22 protein-coding genes are annotated in these 23,563 nt (G+C 32.0%); 20 read left to right on the plus strand and 2 right to left on the minus strand.

Annotated elements, in window-relative coordinates; translation table 11 throughout:
• Positions 1 to 9 precede the first annotated feature (9 nt).
• The 4 genes from ACHRV0_RS10025 to ACHRV0_RS10040 all read left to right on the plus strand — a co-directional run bounded on the left by ACHRV0_RS10025 (position 10) and on the right by ACHRV0_RS10040 (position 5,823).
• Entirely contained in the window at positions 10 to 942 is a 933-nt protein-coding gene (locus ACHRV0_RS10025) for a type IX secretion system membrane protein PorP/SprF (RefSeq protein ID WP_395440753.1), read from the plus strand.
• Positions 943 to 954: 12 nt separating this feature from the next.
• Entirely contained in the window at positions 955 to 2,889 is a 1,935-nt protein-coding gene (locus tag ACHRV0_RS10030; protein WP_395440754.1) for an OmpA family protein, read from the plus strand.
• Between the two features lie 245 nt (positions 2,890 to 3,134).
• A complete protein-coding gene (gene ligA / locus ACHRV0_RS10035; RefSeq protein ID WP_395440755.1) occupies positions 3,135 to 5,141 on the plus strand; it encodes an NAD-dependent DNA ligase LigA in 2,007 nt (668 codons plus the stop codon).
• A complete protein-coding gene (locus ACHRV0_RS10040) occupies positions 5,128 to 5,823 on the plus strand; it encodes a hypothetical protein (protein ID WP_089056055.1) in 696 nt (231 codons plus the stop codon). Before ligA ends, ACHRV0_RS10040 begins: the two co-directional genes overlap by 14 nt.
• Here the strand turns inward: ACHRV0_RS10040 and ACHRV0_RS10045 are convergent.
• Positions 5,809 to 6,720, minus strand: coding sequence for a bifunctional UDP-sugar hydrolase/5'-nucleotidase (locus ACHRV0_RS10045; RefSeq protein ID WP_129024327.1), 912 nt, complete (start codon positions 6,718 to 6,720; stop codon positions 5,809 to 5,811). The genes ACHRV0_RS10040 and ACHRV0_RS10045 overlap by 15 nt on opposite strands.
• 124 nt (positions 6,721 to 6,844) lie before the next feature.
• Positions 6,845 to 7,624 (minus strand): 5'-nucleotidase C-terminal domain-containing protein, encoded by a 780-nt coding sequence (locus tag ACHRV0_RS10050; RefSeq protein ID WP_129024326.1) that lies wholly within the window; start codon positions 7,622 to 7,624, stop codon positions 6,845 to 6,847.
• A gap of 47 nt (positions 7,625 to 7,671) precedes the next feature.
• Between ACHRV0_RS10050 and ACHRV0_RS10055 the strand changes: the two genes are divergently transcribed.
• The 16 genes from ACHRV0_RS10055 (at position 7,672) to ACHRV0_RS10130 (ending at position 23,422) form a co-directional block, all read left to right on the plus strand.
• The gene (locus ACHRV0_RS10055) at positions 7,672 to 8,184 is read left to right on the plus strand and encodes a DUF6913 domain-containing protein (protein WP_395440756.1); all 513 of its coding nucleotides are present in this window, start codon (positions 7,672 to 7,674) and stop codon (positions 8,182 to 8,184) included.
• Positions 8,185 to 8,197: 13 nt separating this feature from the next.
• Positions 8,198 to 9,076, plus strand: a complete 879-nt coding sequence (gene dapA, locus ACHRV0_RS10060) for a 4-hydroxy-tetrahydrodipicolinate synthase (protein ID WP_129024324.1) — start codon at positions 8,198 to 8,200, stop codon at positions 9,074 to 9,076.
• Positions 9,077 to 9,215: 139 nt separating this feature from the next.
• Positions 9,216 to 10,010: an outer membrane protein assembly factor BamD gene (locus ACHRV0_RS10065; RefSeq protein ID WP_129024323.1), complete on the plus strand. Its 795-nt coding sequence runs from the start codon at positions 9,216 to 9,218 to the stop codon at positions 10,008 to 10,010.
• A gap of 8 nt (positions 10,011 to 10,018) precedes the next feature.
• The gene (locus tag ACHRV0_RS10070; RefSeq protein ID WP_008463064.1) at positions 10,019 to 10,336 is read left to right on the plus strand and encodes a DNA-directed RNA polymerase subunit omega; all 318 of its coding nucleotides are present in this window, start codon (positions 10,019 to 10,021) and stop codon (positions 10,334 to 10,336) included.
• A gap of 9 nt (positions 10,337 to 10,345) precedes the next feature.
• Positions 10,346 to 11,557: a bifunctional phosphopantothenoylcysteine decarboxylase/phosphopantothenate--cysteine ligase CoaBC gene (coaBC, locus tag ACHRV0_RS10075; RefSeq protein WP_395440757.1), complete on the plus strand. Its 1,212-nt coding sequence runs from the start codon at positions 10,346 to 10,348 to the stop codon at positions 11,555 to 11,557.
• A 68-nt stretch (positions 11,558 to 11,625) separates the two neighbouring features.
• Complete coding sequence (locus ACHRV0_RS10080) at positions 11,626 to 12,510, plus strand: DUF4835 family protein (protein WP_395440758.1); 885 nt, start codon at positions 11,626 to 11,628, stop codon at positions 12,508 to 12,510.
• Between the two features lie 51 nt (positions 12,511 to 12,561).
• The gene (gene recN, locus ACHRV0_RS10085; protein WP_395440759.1) at positions 12,562 to 14,214 is read left to right on the plus strand and encodes a DNA repair protein RecN; all 1,653 of its coding nucleotides are present in this window, start codon (positions 12,562 to 12,564) and stop codon (positions 14,212 to 14,214) included.
• Positions 14,215 to 14,320: 106 nt separating this feature from the next.
• On the plus strand, positions 14,321 to 15,511 hold the full coding sequence (gene fabV / locus ACHRV0_RS10090; RefSeq protein WP_089055958.1) for an enoyl-ACP reductase FabV: 1,191 nt from the start codon (positions 14,321 to 14,323) through the stop codon (positions 15,509 to 15,511).
• A gap of 121 nt (positions 15,512 to 15,632) precedes the next feature.
• Positions 15,633 to 16,631 (plus strand): glycosyltransferase family 2 protein, encoded by a 999-nt coding sequence (locus tag ACHRV0_RS10095; protein ID WP_129024318.1) that lies wholly within the window; start codon positions 15,633 to 15,635, stop codon positions 16,629 to 16,631.
• 3 nt (positions 16,632 to 16,634) lie between these two features.
• Positions 16,635 to 17,231, plus strand: coding sequence for a dephospho-CoA kinase (gene coaE, locus ACHRV0_RS10100; protein ID WP_395440760.1), 597 nt, complete (start codon positions 16,635 to 16,637; stop codon positions 17,229 to 17,231).
• A 59-nt stretch (positions 17,232 to 17,290) separates the two neighbouring features.
• Positions 17,291 to 18,877: a sensor histidine kinase KdpD gene (locus ACHRV0_RS10105; protein WP_089055961.1), complete on the plus strand. Its 1,587-nt coding sequence runs from the start codon at positions 17,291 to 17,293 to the stop codon at positions 18,875 to 18,877.
• Between the two features lie 3 nt (positions 18,878 to 18,880).
• On the plus strand, positions 18,881 to 19,597 hold the full coding sequence (locus tag ACHRV0_RS10110) for a response regulator transcription factor (protein ID WP_071637402.1): 717 nt from the start codon (positions 18,881 to 18,883) through the stop codon (positions 19,595 to 19,597).
• 620 nt (positions 19,598 to 20,217) lie between these two features.
• The gene (locus ACHRV0_RS10115; protein WP_395440761.1) at positions 20,218 to 21,609 is read left to right on the plus strand and encodes an RtcB family protein; all 1,392 of its coding nucleotides are present in this window, start codon (positions 20,218 to 20,220) and stop codon (positions 21,607 to 21,609) included.
• 10 nt (positions 21,610 to 21,619) lie between these two features.
• Positions 21,620 to 22,231: a hypothetical protein gene (locus tag ACHRV0_RS10120; RefSeq protein ID WP_395440762.1), complete on the plus strand. Its 612-nt coding sequence runs from the start codon at positions 21,620 to 21,622 to the stop codon at positions 22,229 to 22,231.
• Complete coding sequence (gene prfH, locus ACHRV0_RS10125) at positions 22,219 to 22,908, plus strand: peptide chain release factor H (protein ID WP_395440763.1); 690 nt, start codon at positions 22,219 to 22,221, stop codon at positions 22,906 to 22,908. Before ACHRV0_RS10120 ends, prfH begins: the two co-directional genes overlap by 13 nt.
• Complete coding sequence (locus tag ACHRV0_RS10130) at positions 22,895 to 23,422, plus strand: hypothetical protein (RefSeq protein WP_395440764.1); 528 nt, start codon at positions 22,895 to 22,897, stop codon at positions 23,420 to 23,422. Before prfH ends, ACHRV0_RS10130 begins: the two co-directional genes overlap by 14 nt.
• Positions 23,423 to 23,563 lie beyond the last annotated feature (141 nt).

A 23,563-nucleotide genomic window follows, 5' to 3' on the forward strand; every position in this document is an offset into this window, starting at 1 on the left:
AGTATCGTTATGAAACTATATATAAAATCATTAGAAACGTATTTTGTAATAATATGTTCTTTAATCACATTTTGTGCAACTGCGCAGCAAGATCCAGAGTACACACAATATATGTACAACACAATGGCGGTAAATCCAGCTTATGCTGGGTCTACCAGCAGTTTAGAAGCAGCTCTTTTATATCGTTCGCAATGGATTGGAATTCCTGGAGCACCAGAAACACAGTCATTTTCTCTTCAGACACCACTTCGCAACGAAAAGATTGGTTTAGGATTAAGTATTGTAAATGATAAAATCGGCCCGTCAGATGAATTGTATCTAGATGGAAACTTCTCTTATTCGATTCCTTTAGGTTACGAACAAAGATTAGCATTCGGATTAAAAGCGGGTATGCGAATGTTAAATATAGACTGGTCAAAAGGGAGATATTATGATTCAAACGATGTTTTACTCAATCAAAACATTAACAATCAGGCAAAATTGGCTGTTGGAGCAGGAGTGTATTACTATACAGATAAATGGTATGTAGGTTTATCAGTTCCTAGTTTTATTCAAAGCACTTATTACGATGATGTTCAGGAATCCGTTGATTATGACCGTTTACATTATTATTTAATGGGAGGTTATGTTTTTGACTTAAATCCAAACTTAAAATTCAAGCCCGCATTTTTAGTAAAAGCAGTGAGTGGAGCACCACTTACTGCTGATATTTCGGCAAATTTTATGATTGCCGAGAAATTTGTCATCGGTGCATCGTATAGAACAGATGATTCTGTAAGTATTTTAGCGGGTTTTCAAATATCTAAGAGTTTTTATTTAGGATATGCTTTCGATTACACAGTGAGCCAGTTAAATAAATATAACGATGGAACACATGAAATCATTTTGCGTTACCAGTTCAACAAAGGTCAAAGTAAAATTAAATCTCCTCGATTCTTCTAAAATTAAAAACCTATGAAAAAACTATATATCCTTAGTTTAGTATTGAGTTTGACATTTGGTTTTGCTCAAACTAATTTAAAAAAAGCCGATGCCTTGTTTAGAAATTATTCTTATCTCGATGCTTCAAAAGCCTATGAAGAATGTTTGCAAAACATTAAAAAACCATCGACGCAAACGCTAAAGAACGCCGCCGATTCCTATTATTTTATATCCGATGCTCGAAATGCGCTTAAATGGTATAAAAAACTATATGAAGCTCAGGATAATAATATGACAGACGTTTATTATCTACGATACATCCAAACAATGAAAGCAGTTATGGATTATGATGATGCTGATAGAATTACGAAAGAGTATCTTAATAAAAAAGGAGATCAAAAAGAGATTAATCGCTATGTGACTCAGAAAAAACAAATGGACAGTTTAGCGAAAACAAAATCGCTGTATCAGATTAAAAACTTGGATATAAACACCAATAAATCTGATTTTGGAGCTACTTTTTTTCAAGATAAAATCGTATTTACATCTGCAAGAGATACAACAAAATTTAGTCAAAAATTATACAACTGGAACAATCAGCCATTTCTAAACTTATATATTGCTGAAAGAAACGCTGCTGATGGAAATTTGCTCAATGCAGAATTATTCCTTCCAAACGTAATGACTAAGTATCATGAAGCTACAGCAACATTTGACAGCAGCGGAAAAACCATTTATTATTCGACAAATATTGTAAAGAAAAAGAAATTAGTAATTGACGAAAGTAAAACGAATAACTTTCAGATTATTAAAGGTTCAATAGTCAATAATAAACTAGAAAATTCTGAAAAAGTCTTCTTTGACAGTGACGATTACTCCGTAGGACATCCTTCTTTAAGCGAAGACGGTCAATTACTTTTCTTTGCATCAGATATGCCGGGCGGATTTGGCGGAACAGATTTATATGTGGTAAAAATTGCAACCGATGGCACAATGAATTCACCTAAAAATCTAGGGCCGAATATTAACACTCTTGGTAATGATCTTTTTCCATTTTTCAGAAACGGAACATTGTATTTTTCTTCCGATGGACATTACGGATGGGGAGATTTAGATGTTTATGAAAGCACATTATTAGACGACGGAAGTTTTTCAATACCGCGAAACCTCGGAGCACCTATTAATAGTAATAAAGATGACTTTGCATTTATTATTGATAAAACCGAAAGCTTCGGATACGTTTCATCAAATAGAGCTGGAGGAAAAGGAGACGATGATATTTATTCGTTTACAAAAGGAAAACCTATTTGCAATCAAAGCATATCAGGCATTGCGATTGATAGAAAATCCAGACTTCCCTTAACAGATGTTACCGTAATGGCATATAACTCATTTAGCGAAGTACTTGGCGAAACAAAAACAAATTTCGAAGGTAAATACGCTATAACAGTTCCCTGTGGAAAAGTAGTAAAAATGATTGCAGCAAAACCAAACTACAGCAGTGATGAAAAAACCGTAGAAACCACAAATGAAAACGAAGGTGAAATTAAAGATGTCAACTTCGAACTAAGCAATTATGATGATTTAGTAGTGAAAAAGCAAGGAGTTGAAAAAGTAGATGTAAAACCAATTTATTTTGATTATGACAAATACGACATTACACCTCTAGCCATCGAAGAACTCTCGAAAGTAGTATTTGTTATGAAGAAATTCCCAAATATCCGTATCAAAATTGAGTCACATACAGATTCGCGAGGAAAAGACGCTTACAACATGAAACTATCCGATAACAGAGCCAAATCGACACGCGATTACATCATTTCGCAGGACGTAGATCCTTCAAGAATCGAAAGCGCCATTGGTTACGGCGAAAGCAGATTAATTAATAAATGTAAAAACGGTGTAAAATGTACCGAAGAAGAGCATTTATTAAATAGACGTTCAGACTTTATTATTATCCAAAAATAGCGTTATATTTGCAATCTAATTACTTGATAGTCAGCATTGAAAATATAAAAGTAGAAACCATTTGGAAGTTGGTTTTGTTTAATTCTTTTTTAAGAATAATGGACAAGAAGAAAATCAGGCTGCATGATTTTGTAGCTTGATTTTTGATTTTAAAAACTTTCAATTCTTATGCTTTTTGAACAAAAAATAATCCTAATTTTGATATTCAATTATTCTCGATCAAAATCAGCATCATTTTATTATTTATGAGTATCCAAGAAAACATTCAATCTTTAAGAAACGAACTAAATCAGCACAATTACAACTATTATGTGCTGGATAATGCCACAATTTCAGATTATGATTTTGATCTTAAATTAAAAGAATTACAAGATTTAGAAAGTAAATATCCTGAGTATTTTGACGAAAATTCACCTACACAACGTGTTGGAGGAACCATAACAAAGAATTTTAAAACTATTGCACATCAGTACAGAATGTACTCGCTTGATAATTCCTATTCAAAAGAAGATTTAATTGATTGGGAAAACCGTATTCAACGTGTTTTGGGTAATGTAGATTTACAGTATACCTGTGAATTAAAATACGACGGAGCTTCAATCAGTATAACTTATGAAAACGGAAAACTAGTGCAAGCATTAACCCGTGGAGATGGTTTTCAAGGAGATGAGGTAACCAATAATATTAAAACAATCAAGTCAGTTCCTTTGCAGTTAAAAGGAAACTATCCTGAAAAATTTGATATTCGTGGAGAAATCATTCTCCCGTTTGCAGGTTTCGAAAAAATGAATCAAGAATTAATAGAGATTGGCGAAACACCGTATTCAAACCCAAGAAATACAGCTTCAGGAAGTTTAAAATTGCAAGACAGTGCCGAAGTGGCAAAACGCCCGTTAGAATGTTTGCTGTATTTTGTAACTGGAAACGATCTTCCGTTTACAACCCAATACGAAGGATTAGAAGCGGCAAGAAATTGGGGATTTAAAGTGCCAAAAGAAGCCAAATTAGTCAATAACATGCAAGAAGTGTTTGAATTTATTGATTATTGGGATGTGCACCGTCACGAATTACCTTATGAAACAGATGGTGTAGTAATCAAAGTAAATAGTATTCATTCGCAGGAAGAATTAGGATATACCGCTAAGTCGCCGCGTTGGGCAATAGCATATAAATTCAAATCAGAACAAGTTTCAACAAAATTAAAATCAATATCTTATCAAGTGGGGCGTACCGGCGCTATTACACCAGTTGCAAATTTAGAACCAGTGCAATTAGCAGGAACCATCGTAAAAAGAGCCTCATTGCATAATGCAGATCAGATTGAGAAACTTGATATTAGAATAAACGACACCGTTTTTGTTGAGAAAGGAGGCGAAATTATCCCTAAAATTATAGCAGTAGATTTAGATAAACGCCCAGAAAACTCAGAAAAAACAAATTATATTACGCATTGCCCTGAATGTCAAACCGAATTGGTAAGAAATGAAGGCGAAGCCAATCATTACTGTCCTAATTTTTACGGCTGTCCGCCGCAGATTATTGGACGAATTCAGCATTTTATCTCAAGAAAAGCGATGGATATTGAAGGATTGGGAGGCGAAACAGTTGCACTGCTATTCAATAATGGTTTAGTACATAATTATGCAGACCTTTATGAATTGAAAGTAGAAGACATTCTTCCATTAGAAAGAATGGCGCAAAAATCTGCTGAAAACTTAGTTAAAGGAGTTCAAAAATCAAAAGAAATTCCATTTGAGAGTGTTTTGTTTGCTCTTGGAATTCGTTTTGTTGGAGAAACCGTTGCAAAAAAATTAGCCAAACATTATAAAAACATTGAAGCACTTAGTCAAGCCTCACTAATGGATCTAATTTTAGTAGATGAAATTGGAGAAAGAATTGCCAAAAGTGTTATAGAGTTTTTTGAGAATGAAGAAAACAAACGCATCATAGAACGTTTAAAAAGTTATGGAGTTCAATTTGAAATAATTGAGAAAATCAACCCAAATGCTACTGAGAAATTTATAGGAAAAACTTTTGTTGTTTCTGGAGTCTTTACCACATTTTCTAGAGATGAATTAAAGAAAACAATAGAAGATAACGGCGGGAAAGTAGGAAGTTCTATTTCTGCAAAAACCGATTTTGTAGTAGCAGGAGATAATATGGGACCAGCTAAATTAGAAAAAGCAAACAAGCTGAATATTCCAATATTGTCAGAGGAAGATTTTATAAACAAATTGAATGAAAGCGAATAAACCATCGTTGATTTTATTTTTTTCAGCACTGCTGTTTACAGTCATTTTTGATTGGACAGGGCAGGATTTTTTAGCAATCTATGCTAAAGCAATCGTGCTTCCTGCAATTTTTATTTATTTTTTGATAAGCAACGATTTCAAGATTAGAAAAACCGAAGGATTTATTTTTCTATTTTGTTTTATAGGACAGGTTTTCGATCTTATGGACATCGAAATTTCTGAAATAGGAGGAGTGATAAGTTTCTTGATTGTATATCTGTTAATCATGAAACTTTTCATTTTCGAGCACGAAAAAATAATACTGAAAAAAAAGGACATTCTGCCAATATCTATCGTAGTAATATTTATTGTATACCTTTTAATCTCAGTCCTTAGTCTGCAATTTGATAAAATGAAAAGATTTAATGCAGTCTATACCATTTACGGTATAGTACTTAGTGTAGTAAGTTATTTTTCATTTGTAAGTTACATCACAAAAGGAACATTTTTGGCTTTATTAATGTCCCTGATGGCAATAAGTTATATTTTTTCGGATATATTCTATATTTTCAATGAATACTTTTCGTACTCAATTGTATTAGTCTTAATTCGAGACGTAACACAAATTCTGGCTTACTATTTTATGGTTGAATATTTCCTTGAAAAAGAGAAAAATAATAGAAAAGCGTTATACAACAATTGATCTAGCCTGATTGCTGTGTGCTTTATCTTTATCAAAGTAAAAATCAATTCGGCCTAAATTTATTCCATAGCAGCCAACTTGATTTACCAATACATTTTCTCCCGCCTTATTTTTAACAATAGTAGGTTTGTCAAGAAAAGTATGCGTATGACCACCAATTATTAAATCAATATCCTGAGTAAGTTCAGCCAATTTTAAATCGCAGATTTTAGCAGAATCATCTCTATACTTATAGCCTAAATGCGAAAGACAAACAACTAAATCACATTTTTTCTCTTTCTTCAATAATTGAGTCATATCCTGAGCAATTTCAACAGGATCATTATAAACAGTTTCCTTATAAAGTTGTTTGTCAACTAATCCTGCCATTTCTATACCAAGACCAAAAACACCAACCTTAATACCATTTTTATTAAAAATCTTATAAGGTTTTACAAGCCCGTTCATGACCGTATTTTTAAAGTCATAATTAGAACAAATAAAATCAAAAGAAGCGTGAGGCATTTGCGCATACAAACCATCCAAACCATTATCAAAATCATGATTACCTATAGTCGAAGCATCATATTTCATCATACTCATTAACTTAAATTCAAGTTCGCCCCCATAATAATTAAAATAAGGAGTTCCTTGAAAAATATCGCCCGCATCTAATAAAAGAACATTTGGATTTTCCTGACGAATAGATTCAATAAGCGCCGCCCTGCGAGATACACCGCCCTTGTTTGGATTACGAGGATCATCAGCTGGGAAAGGATCTATATGACTATGAACATCGTTCGTGTGAAGAATCGTTAAATGTTTAACATCGTTACTTCCAAAACTGCTTAATGATAACCCTAAGCTTAATAAAGCAGTACTTGCAGCGGTTTTTTCGATAAATTCTCTTCTTTTCATTGTATATATATTTTTGCGGGAACGCTCGTATTTTTATTTTTTAGTAATTCTATTTTTTTGACCGCTGATTTCACGAATTAATACAAATTGCTTTTTTAGCATTTTAAAATTCGTGGCGAACTTTTTACTCTTCAGTAATTCTAATGTTTTTAGGTACTGGAATAGTGTCAACTTGTTTGAAATAATCAATAAGTACATTTCGAAGCTTATAATTCAAATCAAATTTCTGAACATTTTTTAGAAAAAAATTCATACTGTCTCCGCCATTAGCCAAATAATCATTAGTAGCAACATAATAAACCTTATCGAGATCAAGAGGTTTACCCTGAATAAGTATATTTTTAGCAGTTTGATCCTTTGCAATCGTAAACGTCATTCCAGATAAAGGATGAGGTTTTTTCTCCTTAATAATATAAGCAGTCATTTCTAAAACCTGCTGTCCTTTTAAAGCCAGAACAACAAGATTATTTTCAAAAGGCATAATTTCAAAAGCCGATCTTGTAGTGACATTACCCTTTGGTAAAATAGCGCGAATACCGCCATGATTTAAAAAGCATAAATCAATATCTTTCTTTTCACGAGCCTTAAAAACAAGATTTCCTCTCTCTAAACAAACATCAGCCATTAAGCAGCCTATGCTCGTTTGCCATTTGCCAGTACTTTTGTCAAGAGTTTCAGGGCAATAAGCTAGAATACTGTCTAAGTCTTTATTTATATGATCGCGATAAGGCTTTACAAAAGACTCAATTTCTGGTGTTTGTGCACTTTTTTCTGTAACAGGAATTTGTTTTCCTTCTATTTTTGTTAGATTGTATTTTTTAGTACTGCAGGAAAATATTGAAAATAGTGTTAAGAATATAACAAAAAGTTTTAAAAATCGGTTATACTTTTTTAGTTTTACCATTTTAAATGCGGCTTAAATAATTAATTTTGTAATTTGGTAAAAGTACTATGTTTTTAAATTATATAAAGGAATTTTTTGTAAAAAAATCATTAAAAAATAACTTGAATAATCTCAAAAACGAAGTCTTTACAAGCAATGTACAAACGATTGGTTTATTGGTTGATGAAAGCAAATTTCAGTATTCTAAAGAGTTAGTAAAAGAATTAACCCTTTATGGAATTGCTCCTGAAAACATAAAAATTGTTGCGTACAGAGATAAATTTAAAGTAAAAGAAACGTATTCAGACCCCGCTTTTGGTAAAAATCATATCAATTGGAAAGGAGAGATTACAGAAAAATTTTTAAACGAATTTATCGAAACAGAATTTGATCTTTTGATTAGTTACTACGAAATCGAAAAAGCGATTTTGATGATGATAACCAACAGCTCAAAAGCTAAGTTTAAAGTAGGATTTGCTTCAGTAGATAATAGATTAAATCGCTGGATGATTAAAACCGAAATTGAAAATTATAAACTATTCATTAAAGAATTGTTTAAGTATTTAAAAAGTATAAAATAAATTATAAATTAATATGCAATCATTAATAGGAACTGGTGTTGCACTTGTAACTCCATTTAAAAAAGACTTTTCAATAGATATCGAAGCCTTACAGCGTATCGTTAATTTTTCGATAGACGGAGGAGTTGAATATCTTGTAGTTATGGGAACAACAGCAGAAAACGCTACCTTAACACAAGAAGAGAAAGAGTTAGTTATAAACACCGTTATCGATGTTAATAAAGGAAGACTGCCTCTAGTTCTTGGAGTAGGAGGAAACAATACTCTGCAGATTGTAGAAGAATTAAAAACAAGAGATTTTTCAGCTTTTGAAGCGATACTTTCTGTCTCGCCATATTATAATAAGCCAACGCAAGAAGGAATTTACCAGCATTTTAAAGCAATTGCAGAAGCATCTCCAGTGCCTGTAATTTTGTATAACGTACCAGGAAGAACAGCAAGTAATATGCTGCCGTCTACAGTAGTTCGTTTAGCAAATGATTTTAGCAATGTAGTTGCCATAAAAGAAGCTGCCGGAGATATGGCTCAAGCAATGCAGATTATCAAAGATGCACCAAAAGATTTCTTGGTAATTTCAGGAGATGATATGATTGCTTTACCGATTGTTTTAGCAGGAGGAGCAGGAGTAATTTCAGTAATTGGACAAGGTTTTCCTAAAGAATTTTCAGAAATGATTCGTTTAGGATTGAATAAAAAAGTAAGCGAAGCGTTTAAAACACAATATTTATTGTCAGATTGTATCGATATGATTTTTGAGCAGGGAAATCCAGCAGGAATTAAACAAATCTTTCAAGCTCTTGGTATTGCTGACAATACAGTGCGTTTACCCCTCGTAACTGTTGATGATTCATTAGCTCAAAGATTAAATGATTTTGTAAAAGCGAGTATTTAGTAACTCTAAGATTATCGGTATTTTATTATACGAAAAAAATATTTTGCATTCGCTAAATTAATAACTAAATTTGCCACCGAAACTTCGGTGTGATTTTGCTTTGGCATAACGTCTAAGGAATCATAATAAAAGTAAGAAAATGAAAAAACTAGTATCTCTATTAATTATTGTTGCCCTTTTTTGTTCTTGTAGTGAATACCAAAAAGTGTTAAAAAATGAAGACGTCGCAGCAAAATTTGAAATGGCGACAAAAATGTATGATGCTGGAAAATATTCAAAAGCAATTCGTCTTTTTGAGCAGTTAGCGCCTACATATAGAGGAAAACCTCAAGCAGAAAAGCTTTTTTATATGTTTTCACAGTCTTACTATAAAACAAAACAATATTATTTAGCAGGATATCAATTCGAAAGTTTTGTATCAGGTTATCCACGAAGTGAAAAAGTACAAGAAGCAGCTTTCTTAGGTGCTTTCAGCTACTCAAAATTAGCGCCGGTTTACAGTTTAGATCAAGCAGATACAGTAAAAGCATTAGAGAAATTACAAGCCTTTATTGATAATTATCCAAACTCAGAATATCTTGCTCAAGCAAATGATGCTGTGAAGATATTAAATGGAAAGTTAGAGAAAAAAGCCTACGAGAATGCTAAAGGATATAACACAATTTCAGATTACAAATCAGCATTAGTTGCATTTGATAATTTTATTGCAGATTTCCCTGGAACACCATTTAAAGAAGATGCTTTGTTTTACAAATACGATTCAGCATATCAATTAGCAATTAATAGTATTCCATCAAAAATGGAAGAACGTTTAAACGTTGCGAAAGTTGCATACAATAATTTGATAAAGTTTAAAAGCGATACAAAGTACAAAGAGAAGGCAGAAGAAATGAATGCCAGAGTTGAAACAGATTTACAAAAATTTACTAAATAAATAAAGTCATGGATTTAAAAAAGACGAATGCTCCTGTTAACACAATAACTTACAATAAAACAGTTATTGAAGAGCCAACAGGAAATGTGTATGAAGCAATTACCATTATGGCTAAAAGAGCAAATCAAATTAATTCTGAAATTAAAAAAGAATTAACTGAGAAATTAGAAGAGTTTGCTACTTACAATGACAGTCTTGAAGAAGTTTTTGAAAATAAAGAGCAAATTGAAGTTTCTAAATTTTACGAAAAATTACCAAAACCACACGCTCTAGCTGTTCAAGAATGGTTAGATGGTAAAACTTACCATAGAAGTTCAAATAAATAATATAGTATAATGTCAGTTTTAAACGGGAAGAAAATTTTACTAGGAGTTTCTGGTGGAATTGCAGCGTATAAAACAGCCTCATTAGTACGACTTTTTATAAAAGCAGGTGCACATGTCCAAGTGATAATGACACCTGCTTCTAAGGATTTTGTAACCCCGCTTACATTATCTACCTTATCAAAAAATCCTGTACATTCTAATTTCTTTAATCAGGACGATGAAGATGCTGTATGGAACAATCATGTAGAATTAGCTCTTTGGGCTGATTTAATGTTGATTGCGCCCGCAACTGCAAATACATTGTCGAAAATGGCTAATGGAAATTGCGATAATCTTTTAATCGCAGCCTATTTGTCAGCCAAATGTCCTGTTTATTTTGCTCCGGCAATGGATTTAGATATGTATAAACACCAATCTACATTGTCTAGTTTTGCCTCTTTAAAACAGTTTGGAAACATTATGATTCCTGCTGAAAATGGTGAGCTTGCGAGTGGTTTGTCTGGTGAAGGACGTATGGCTGAACCAGAAAATATTATCGCTTTTTTAGAGGCTGATTTAGAAAGTAAATTGCCTTTGAAAGGAAAAAAAATACTAGTAACTGCTGGACCAACATACGAAGCAATAGATCCTGTACGTTTTATAGGAAACCATTCCTCAGGAAAAATGGGGTTTGATATTGCAAATGAAGCTTCAAAACTTGGAGCCGAAGTTGTTTTAGTTGCGGGGCCAACACATTTAAAGGTTAAAAACCAGTCTATTGAAGTTGTAAACGTTACGTCTGCACAAGATATGTATGATGCTTGTCATTTGCATTTTAAAAACGCTGATGTAGTAATTGCAGCGGCAGCTGTAGCGGATTATAGACCAAAGGAAGTAGCTTTACAGAAAATAAAGAAAAATTCAGACGAATTTTCTATCGAGCTGGAAAAAACAAAAGATATATTGTCATCTTTGGGAGCAGCTAAAGAAAAACAGTTTTTAATTGGCTTTGCTTTAGAAACTGAAAATGAAATTGAAAATGCTAAGCTGAAAATTCAGAAAAAAAACTTAGATTTGATTGTTTTAAATTCCTTACAAGATGAAGGAGCTGGATTTAAAAAAGAAACCAATAAAGTTACTTTTATTGATAAAAACTTCAAGATCGAGCCAATGGAATTAAAATCTAAGGAATTTGTAGCAATCGATATTTTAAAGAAAGTAGTTTCGTTTTTCTCTAAATAGTTAGGATTTAATACAGCATCTTAAAGCAAATTTGAGATTACTGTTTATAGCAGTTAATATTTTTTTATATGAATAAAATAGTTACTCTTTTAGCGTTTTTAATTTTTGGCTTTACACAAGCACAACAACTAAATTGTATAGTAACTATTAATACTGAAAGACTGCCAAATCCCAATCAGCAGGTTTTTAAAACCCTTCAAACAGCTTTGTCCGAATTTGTAAACAAAACAGATTGGACTGGTTCTGTTTTAAAGCAGAATGAGCGAATTAACTGTTCAATGTATATTACGCTTTCATCTAACAGCTCAGATCAATTTACAGGAACAATACAAGTACAGTCTTCTCGATTGATTTTTAATTCAACCTATTCTTCACCAGTTCTGAATTATAATGATAAAGATTTCAACTTTAAATACACAGAATACGAACCTTTATTGTTTAATCCATCTGTTTATGAATCTAATTTAGTTTCTGTAATATCATTTTACAGTTATTTAATTTTAGGAATGGATGCAGATACGTTTCAAATGGGAGCAGGAAATCAATACCTTGAAACCGCTCAAAATATTGCAAACGTTGCGCAGCAAGGAGGATTTAAAGGATGGAATCAGTCTGATGGACTTCAAAACCGTTATTATTTAATTAATGATATGGTTTCTCCAATGTTTAGTGATTTGCGTCAGGTAACTTATGCATATCACACTGGTTTAGATGGAATGAGTCTTGATTTGAAAACGTCAAAAGAGAAAGTGAAAAATTCAATTTTAATTATTGGAAGGTTAAATACAGTTAAACCAAATGCTTTTTTAACTAGAATATTTTTTGATGCAAAATCAGATGAAATTGTTTCTATTTTCTCTGGAGGTCCAAGTATTCCAATTTCTGATTTAACAGATGTTTTAAATAAAGTTTCGCCATTAAATTCTTCAAAATGGTCTCAAATAAAGTTTTAATAGCTTTATTTCTTGTTTTTTCATTAGCTTAAATATTTATAAATTCCCCCTATGATAACTTCACTGTCAATTAAAAATTATGCCCTTATTGAAAAGCTTTCAATTGATTTTTCAAAAGGATTTTCTATAATTACAGGAGAAACAGGAGCTGGTAAATCTATAATACTAGGTGCAATTGGTTTGGTTTTAGGAAAAAGAGCAGATCTTACTTCGTTAAAAAATAAAGAAGAAAAATGTGTCATAGAAGCTCAGTTTGAAATTTCTAAATACAATCTAAAAGAGTTTTTTGAGACAAATGATCTAGATTACGAAGACGAAACCATAATTCGTCGTGAAATTTTACCTTCTGGAAAATCTCGCGCTTTTATAAATGACAGTCCTGTGAATTTGCAGGAATTACAAGATTTAAGTTTATTTTTAATAGATATTCATTCGCAGCAGCAAACTCAGGAATTATCTGAGGAAAGCGTTCAGTTTAAAATTATTGATGCGATTGCGAATAATGGAGATACAATTGCAGCGTATCAAGATTTATTAAAAGTTTATAAATCAGATAAGTCAAAACTTAATGCTTTGCTTAAAAAACAAAGCGATTCAGGAAAAGAACAAGAGTATAATACTTTTTTACTGAATGAATTGGTTTCGGCTAAATTAAAATCTGGTGAACAAGCAGAATTAGAATCTGATTTTGAAAAGTTGAATAATGTCGAAATTATTAAAGAATCAATTGATAAATCGCTTGTTATTGCAAACGAAGAGCAATTTGGCGTTTTTCATAATTTGAATGAGATTAAAGGATCATTGCAAAAAATTGCACCTTTTTCATCTGAATATCAAAATTTATTCGAAAGGATAACAAGTTTATCTATTGAGTTTGATGATATTTCTAAAGAGTTACAAAATGCCGTTGAAAAATTAGTAAACGATCCAGAGCAATTAGAAGCAATAAGTCAAAAATTGCAGTTAATTTTTAATTTACAGAAAAAGCACCACGCAGCTACTGTAGAAGAATTGCTTCAAATTCAGGAAGATTTAGGAAATACATTGCTTGAATTGGATAATATTGAAGAAGAAATAGAATCTCTTTCAAAAGCAATAGAACAAAAAGCGGTAGAATTGAATGAATTTGCAACTGTAATTCATAAAAATAGAATTGATGCAATCCCGGTTTTATCCAATCAATTAATAACTATTTTAGATACATTAGGAATGCCTAATGTTCGCTTTAAAATTGAATTGATTCCATCAGAAACTTATTTTCAGAATGGAAAAGATGAATTGCAGTTTTTGTTCGCAGCCAATAAAGGAACTGATTTTGGATTACTGAAAAAAGTAGCATCAGGAGGAGAGATGTCTCGTATTATGCTTGCAGTAAAAGCAATATTAGCTCAGTATTCAAAATTACCGACTTTAATTTTTGATGAAATTGATACCGGAGTTTCTGGAGAAATAGCTATTAGAATGGGTGAAATCATGAAAGAAATGAGTTTAAAAATGCAAATTTTTGCCATTACGCATTTACCTCAAATTGCTGCAAAAGGCGATTCGCACTTTAAAGTTTTTAAATCAATAATTGATGATGCAACACAGTCAGAATTAAAGCTTTTGTCTCAGGACGAAAGAGTTATAGAGATTGCGCAAATGTTATCTGGGGCAGTAGTTTCAGATTCAGCTTTAAATCATGCCAAAGCCTTGTTGAACTAAAGAAATAATTTATATTTGCCATCTAAAAACGTATTAAACAAACGAAATCAGTTTATCATTTGTGATTATTTATGAGAAGCTGATTTACGAATAAATAAAAAAAAGTATGATTATAGAGCCTAGAATGAGAGGATTTATTTGTTTGACAGCCCACCCAAAGGGAGCCGAACAAAATGTTAAAAATCAAATAGAATATATCAAATCAAAAGGCGCAATCGCTGGTGCAAAAAAAGTACTAGTTATTGGTGCTTCAACAGGTTTTGGATTAGCTTCAAGAATTACAAGTGCTTTTGGATCTGATGCTGCGACAATTGGAGTGTTTTTTGAAAAACCGCCGGTTGAAGGAAAAACAGCTTCTCCAGGTTGGTATAATTCTGCTGCATTTGAAACAGAAGCTCATAAAGCAGGTTTATATGCAAAAAGTATTAACGGAGATGCTTTTTCAAACGAAATAAAAAGAGAAACATTAGATTTAATAAAAGCTGATTTAGGACAAGTAGATCTTGTAATTTATAGTTTAGCTTCACCAGTGCGTACAAATCCTAATACAGGAGTTTTACACCGTTCGGTTTTAAAACCTATTGGACAAACTTTTACAAATAAAACAGTTGATTTTCATACAGGAAATGTAACCGAAGTTTCAATCGCTCCTGCAAACGAGGAAGATATTGAAAATACAGTTGCAGTTATGGGTGGTGAAGACTGGGCTATGTGGATGGATGCTTTAAAAAATGAAAATTTATTGGCAGACGGCGCTACAACAATTGCTTATTCTTATATTGGGCCTGAACTTACAGAAGCTGTTTATCGTAAAGGTACAATTGGTCGCGCAAAAGATCATTTAGAAGCAACTGCATTTACAATTACAGACAGTTTAAAATCTATAGGAGGAAAGGCTTATGTTTCTGTAAACAAAGCATTAGTTACACAAGCAAGTTCTGCAATTCCAGTTATTCCGTTGTATATTTCGCTTCTTTATAAAATCATGAAAGAAGAAGGTATTCATGAAGGTTGTATCGAGCAGATTCAGCGTTTATTTCAAGATAGATTGTATTCTGGTTCTGAAGTTCCAACAGACGAAAAAGGAAGAATTAGAATTGACGATTGGGAAATGCGTGAAGATGTTCAGGCAAAAGTTGCTGAACTTTGGAAAGAAGCTACGACAGAAACATTACCAGCTATTGGAGACTTAGCAGGTTATAGAAATGATTTCTTAAATTTATTTGGATTTGAATTTGCTGGAGTTGACTACAAAGCTGAAGCAAATGAGATAGTTAATATTGAAAGTATCAAATAAATAAAAATTAACATAAGTAAAAAACCATCAACCAAAAGTTGATGGTTTTTTTATGAATATAGCATATCTTTGTTAAAATTTTTAAAGTTTAAAATATACAATTTAATACCGCATTCCCATTATGATTTTTTCTTTAGTTATACCTGTGTATAATCGTCCAGATGAAGTAGATGAACTTTTAGAAAGTCTTTCAAAATCTGATTATAATGAAGCTTTTGAGATTGTCCTTGTTGAAGACGGGTCGACAATTCCTTGTAAAGATGTTGTAATGACTTATCAAGGAAAATTAAATATTTCATACTATTTTAAAGAAAATTCCGGGCCGGGTGATTCTAGAAATTTTGGAATGCAGAAGGCTAGAGGAGATTATTTTATCATATTCGATTCAGATTGTATAATTCCGCCAAATTATCTAAGTGAAGTTCGTAAAGCTTTAAATGAAGATTATGTGGATTGTTTTGGTGGTCCAGATAAAGCATTAGATAGTTTTTCAGACATACAAAAAGCAATCAATTTTGCCATGACTTCTTTCCTGACAACAGGAGGAATTCGCGGTGGTTCTGAAAAAATTAATAAGTTTCAGCCTCGAAGTTTTAATATGGGAATTTCGAAAAAAGCATTTGAAGCTTCTAAAGGATTTGGTAATATACATCCGGGAGAAGATCCAGATTTATCCATTCGTTTGTGGAATTTAGGATTTGAAACTCGATTATTTCCAGATGCCTATGTGTATCATAAGCGAAGAATCGATTGGGAAAAATTCTCGATACAAGTTAATAAGTTCGGAAAAGCCCGTCCAATATTAAACAGTTGGTATCCAGAGCATAAAAAGCTGACTTTCTGGTTTCCGACTTTATTTATATTAGGTCTATTATTAGCTTTTTTACTATTAATATTCAATATTGATATTTTATTACAATTATATTTTGTATATTTCGTTATAATTTTTCTTACAGCAACTATTCAGAATAAAAGCATTAAAATTGGGTATCTATCTGTAATTGCAGTTTGGAAACAGTTTTACGGCTACGGAAGAGGTTTTTTAGAGTCTTTCATAAAAGTTGGTTTGTTAAAAAGAAAACCACAAGAAGCTTTTCCTCGTATGTTTTTTAAAGTATAATTCATGGTTAAAGTCATTGGTTTAACGGGCGGAATTGGAAGCGGTAAAACTACAATTGCCAATTTTTTTAAAGAAAAAGGGGTGCCGGTTTATATATCCGATGACGAAGCCAAAAAAGTAATGCAGTCGATTGAAATTATCGATAAAATAAAAAGCGCTTTTGGTGAAACTCTTTTTGAAAACAATGTTTTAAATAGAGCAAAACTTGCTGAAATCGTATTTAATAATGCAGATAAACTCGCTCAGCTAAATGCTATTGTGCATCCAGCTGTTAAAAAGGATTTTGAAAATTGGCTCCAGCAGCATAAAAACGATCAATTTGTGGTTTATGAAGCAGCTATTTTATTTGAAAGCGGAAGATATAAAGAGTGTGATTACATTGTTACTGTAATAGCCCCAATCGAAGTACGTATTGAAAGAGTAATGAAACGCGACAATACCACAAGAGAACAGGTTTTAAGTCGAATGGAAATGCAGTGGAATGATGAAAAACGAATTTCTTTGAGCAATTTTGTTATTAATAACAGTAATCTTAAAATTGCTAACGAAGAAGTTGTTAAAATTCTTAAAATTTTAAATATAAAACAAAATCAGTCTTAAATGTTAATATTTGGTTAATGTATTATTTAGTATATTGTTAAAATATTAATTTTGTTTCGATGAATAAATTATTTTTTAGAATACTTGTTTTATTGATGAGCTTGTCCTTAATAGGGATAATTCTAGTACAGGTATTTTGGTTCAATTCTTCGTTTAAAAATAACGAAGAACAGTTTAAATACCACGTTACACAGGTAATCGGGAATGTTGCCGATAAGCTTGAACAGCAAGAAGAGTACAGTTTTTACGATAAATATAATCGCATTAAAGACAGTACCGGAAAAATTCCAAAAAAAGAAGATTTATTGCAGGTTTTTTATGTTCAGAGAAATGCAAAGACGAATAAAACTATTATATACTCGAATACATTAACTTCTGAAGATTATGATATAAGCGGTTCGCTTTTTAATAAAAAATTCAGCAGTGAACGATTTAAAAATTTTAGTACAAAAAGAGTAACTGAAGTTTATAACAATAATAACGGTATTGATAATAATAATTTAGGACAGAGTTTAATACCTGATCTAAAGATTGAAAAATCAGGTAGTTTAGATATTCTTAATAAAGTTCAACAGCAAATTCAATATAAAGATATTGCGTCATTAACCCCAATTGATGGCAGAATTACAAAAGATAAACTCTATAAACTCTTAAGGAAAGAATTAGAAGAATACGGCGTTAAAACCAAATTTGAATTTGGAGTTTACAGCAGCGGCGTTCCAACTAAAATAAAGTCGGATGGATTTCATTACGACAAAGAGGCAACGTACAGTATTCCAATTTTTACAGATAACGAAGGAAATAGTAAATATCAGTTATCGGTTACATTTCCTCATAAAAAGAAATTTTTATTATCTGAATTGTTAAGCATTACGATATTATCAATCGTTTTTACATTAATTATTATAATAGCTTATACTAGTGCATTAAATCAGTTGCTGCGTCAGAAACATATTTCTGAAATTAAAACTGATTTTATAAATAACATGACGCATGAGTTTAAAACTCCAATTGCGACAATAAATTTAGCATTAGATGCAATTCGGAATCCAAAAATTATTGAAGATAAAGAAAAGGTTTATCGCTATCTTCAAATGATTCGGGATGAGAATAAGAGAATGCATGCGCAAGTTGAGAATGTATTGCGTATTTCTAAACTTGAAAAACGAGAATTAGATATTACAAAAGAGCCAACTGTAATTACTGAGATAATTGATGATGCAATTGAGCACGTAAATTTAATTTTAGAAGATAGAAAAGGGACTGTTGTAAGACATTATAATGCGGCCAGAACCACTTGTTTGATAAATGAAGTACATTTTACAAACGTATTGGTTAATATTTTAGAAAATGCAATAAAATATTCACCAGATATTCCTGAAATTGAAATTTTTACAGAGAATGTTAAAGACATGATTCTGATAAAAGTAAAAGACAATGGATTAGGTATGAGTAAAATTGCTCAGAAAAGGGTTTTTGAGAAATTTTACAGAGAACATACAGGAGATTTACATAACGTAAAAGGACATGGTTTAGGTCTTGCTTACGTAAAAAGAATTGTAGAAGACCACAATGGTCAAGTATATGTTGAAAGTGAAAAAGGAAAAGGTAGCACCTTTATAATAAAAATACCATTAATAAATTAAAATATGGAAAATAATAACAAAAGAATACTTTTAGTAGAAGATGACCTTAATTTTGGGGCAGTTCTTAAAGATTATCTAATGTTAAATGACTTTGAAGTTACTTTAGCTAAAAACGGTATGGAAGGTTTCGAGAAATTCAAAAAAGATGTATATGATTTATGCATTCTGGATGTAATGATGCCTTATAAAGATGGTTACACTTTAGCCAAAGAAATCAGAGAAAAAAACAGTGAAGTGCCTATTATCTTCTTAACAGCAAAATCTATGAAAGAGGATGTGTTAAAAGGATACAAAGCTGGTGCTGACGATTATTTGAATAAGCCTTTTGATTCAGAAGTCTTATTGATGAAAATAAAAGCTATTATTCAAAGAAAATCTGCTGATACAAAAGCAGAACAAGTTCAATTTGAGTTTAATATTGGTAAATTCCACCTTAATTCTAAACTTAGATTTTTAACTTTTGAAAACGAAGAACCAATAAAATTATCTCCAAAAGAGAACGAATTGCTAAAAATGTTGATTCTTCATGAAAATGACTTAATGCCAAGAGAATTAGCTTTGACTAAGATTTGGAGAGACGACAATTACTTTACTTCAAGAAGTATGGACGTTTACATCGCAAAACTTAGAAAATATCTAAAAGCAGATGAAGATGTAGAAATCTTAAATATTCACGGAGAAGGTTTCAGATTAGTTGTTAAAAGCAAAGTATCTGAATAATAAATTCATCCGAAAAAATAGAAGCTCTGAGTAATCAGAGCTTTTTTTATGCTTTAAAACTAGAATTTATATAGCGAAGGTTTCAACCTTGAGAGACGGATTACGATAATTCATTACGCATCAACGATTGAAATAGTTGGCAATATCGATAAGAAACTAATTATTTAGTGTTGGAGTTAAAGTGTTTATTATTAAAATAATAACTTCATTTTTGAGTAGCATTAAAGAGCGGAAATATTTATTTTAAAGAATTTTCTTTAAAATAAATTTGGAAATTCAAAAAACAATTCTGAATATTTGCAGACGAAAAAATAATAACCCTTTTAAAAACGAAGAAAAATGTTTGTACTTACATCAACATCACAAAGCTTCACACCAAACAGATTTGGTGCAGCGACTCTTCGTGGCTTATTTCAATCTTAGAAATACATTTTTAGATATATAAAAAAGCCCGAAGACATTTAGTTTCGGGCTTTTTTTATTCTAGACACTTCAAATTTTCCCGAAAGAATAATTTAACAACTATCCGAAAGGATTAAAGATTTCGCATGTTTATTTCATTTTGAACCATTTTGAGTTCGATTTGATTTGAGCTTGCACAACAAATAATTAAATAATTTATGGGAAATAAATTAACTGGAAAAGACCTGATTAAATTAGGTTTTCCAAAGAATAATTCAATAAATATTGCCTTAGGGCAGATAAACAGATATAGAAAAAGAGAAAAAAAAGAATCTATTCTAACAGAAGCAAAAGACGTTTTGTTACATCCGGAAAAGTACGAAGGAAATGGAACTTGGGGCAAAGTGGCTGAAGGTTTAATAAAACCAGTTCAAGTAAGAATGCATCAGCTTAAAACAACAAGAGCGCCTTTTACCATTTTTGGTGAAAATGAAATAGATCAACAGGCAAAATTTCAATTGTACGATTCGTTGAAACTGCCAGTTTCAATTGCTGGAGCATTAATGCCAGATGCACATTCGGGATATGGATTGCCAATTGGCGGCGTTTTAGCAACAGATAATGCTGTAATTCCATATGGAGTTGGAGTTGATATTGGATGCCGAATGAGTCTTTCAATTTTCGATTTGCCAGCTTGTCATTTTAAAGGAAAAGAGTATCAATTAGAAGCAATTTTAAAAGACAATACAAAATTTGGGATGTATGAAACGCATGCTTCAAGAGTTGATCATGAAGTGTTTTATAAAAGCGAATTTCAGGATATTCCATTACTGAAGAATCTTTTGCCAAAAGCTTATAAACAATTAGGAAGTTCAGGCGGAGGAAACCATTTTGTAGAGTTTGGAATCGCTAAAATTGAAAATCCAGAGAACGAATGGAAGCTTGATAAAGGCGAATATTTTGCTGTTCTTTCGCATAGTGGCTCTCGTGGTTTAGGTGCAAATATTGCGAAGCATTACACGTATTTGGCAACAAAACAGTGTCCGCTGCCAAAAAATGTACAGCATTTGGCTTGGTTAGATTTAAATACGCACGATGGTCAGGAATACTGGCTGGCGATGAATTTAGCAGGAGAATATGCGAAAGCATGTCATGACGATATTCACAGGCGAATTGCCAAAGCGATTGGAAAAAGAGTAGTGGTAACGATTGAAAACCACCACAATTTTGCATGGAAAGAAATGGTAAACGGTCAGGAATGCATTGTACATAGAAAAGGTGCTACGCCAGCAGCAAAAGGACAATTGGGAATTATTCCTGGTTCAATGACTGCGCCAGGTTACATTGTAAAAGGAAAGGGAAATGCCGAAAGTTTAAATTCGGCTTCGCATGGTGCTGGACGTTTATTTTCTAGAGCGAAATGTAAAAGTACTTTCACTCAAAGCGAAATTAAAAAGGTTTTGAAAGCTAATGATGTAACGTTGATTGGAGGAAATATTGACGAAGCGCCAATGGCATACAAAGACATTACAAAAGTGATGGCAAATCAAACTGATTTGGTTGAAGTTTTAGGAACTTTTACGCCGAAGATTGTTAGAATGGATCGTTAAAAAGTAGATTATGGAAAGATTTCAAGATGAAAATAAATGGTTAGGGAATTTCTACAATGAGATTTTTGTAAAATGCCCAAAATGTGAATCTAGCGCCATTGTAAAGAGCATACCTAAGAAAAATTGTGAATGTGGAAAATGCATAACAATGACTTTTGAGTGTAAACATTGCTTTTGCAAAATGGATGAGCCTATTTATCAATATGTGGCTTATGGGAAAGAGTATTGTAATAATTGCTTTGAAAAGTTTGAATATAAGTCTCAGCCATTAAAGGAAAAACCGTTAATGTATAAAACCAAATGCCCGAATTGTAACTTTCAAGAAGAATGGAAAACAAAGGCTTATAGAGTTAGAAAGGAATCAAAACAAGATGATGGTTTGGTTAAAGAATGTTGGTATAATTTACCGCTATGGTTTCAAAAAGAAGTAGGCGACAATATTTTCTGGGCTTATAATCAGGATCATATTGATTATTTAGAAAGATATATTCAAGCTGATTTGAGAGAACGGAATTCCAAAGTTAACTATTCATCAAGTTTAGTGGCACGTTTGCCACAATTTGTAAAAGCAGCAAAAAACAGAGAAAAACTGCTTAAAATTTTAAGAAAATGGAAAGAATAATTCAAATAACAGCAGGTCGCGGACCTGCAGAATGCACTTGGGTTGCTGCCCAAGTGCTAAAAAAAGTTTTGGAAGAAGCACAAGATCAGCAATTAGATGTTGTTTTGCTTCAGCGAGAAGCGGGTCAGGAAAATGGAACGGTTGAAACAGCATCAATTGCCGTAAAAGGAATAAATGCAGATAGTTTTGTGAATTCTTGGGTTGGTACGATTCAGTGGATTGGTCAGAGTCAGTTTAGGAAAATGCATAAACGGAAGAACTGGTTTATTGGGATTTTTGAAATCGAACCGCAAAAAAATGTGTCAGTTTCAGAAAATGATATTCAGTATCAGGCAATGCGAAGTTCTGGAGCAGGAGGTCAACATGTAAACAAAGTAAGTTCAGCAATTCGTGCAACACATATTCCAACAGGAATTGCAGTTGTGGCAATGGACAGCCGTTCGCAGCACCAAAACAAAAAACTGGCAACAGAAAGATTATTAAGAAAATTAGAAGACGAAAAACTAACTCAGCTTAAAAATCATGTAGGGAAACAATGGGAAAATCAGCTGAATATTCAGCGTGGGAATCCTATCAGAGTTTTTGCTGGAAGTGATTTTAAGAAGAATAAAATAGAGAAAAGTTATAAAGGAACTCGTCAGAAATTAAAAAACGATTTACGCAATGAAAACAATTGATAAATACCTTTTTCAGGCTTTGGATAATTATCCGTATTCGCTTGAAGAAACGATTGAATCTTTGGACTATGCTTTTTCTTATGATGCAAAAAATACTATGGTTTTGTGTTTGTACGGAAGAGTTCAGGCTGAGCAGTTAATGAATTACGAAGATGCAAAATCCTATTTTCAGGAGGCTTTGGCTATTAATATTTATGCGTTTGAAGTGTACCCGCATTATTTACAGACTTTAATTTTAAATGAAGATTTTGAAGAAGCTCAAAAGTTAATCGATTTTGCTTTGACGATAAAAGGAATTAATAAATCTGATATTTATGTAAAGAAAGCGATTCTTTTTGAAGCTCAAAAGGAATTTGAAAAAGCATTAAAAGAAATTAAAAATGCAAAATTATGTACTTTACAGTTTGCTTTTGATTCTGATATTAGTGAAGTAGAGAAAAGAATTCAAGGAAAAATAGATTTGTTAAAGAAGAAAAGGAAATCTAAAAAGAATTCTAAAGAGAAATCGAAATGATTTTAAATAAAAAAACGATGCAACATTGCATCGTTTTTTTTGATTTTTAGATAAAGTTTGTCATTTCGACGAAGGAGAAATCTTCGCGAGTAACTCCGTAACGAATGTCCAATCTTTGTAGAGCTTCTTGCGAAGATTTCT

The organism is Flavobacterium sp. FlaQc-30, from assembly GCF_044005885.1.
Taxonomy (GTDB): Bacteria; Bacteroidota; Bacteroidia; order Flavobacteriales; family Flavobacteriaceae; genus Flavobacterium.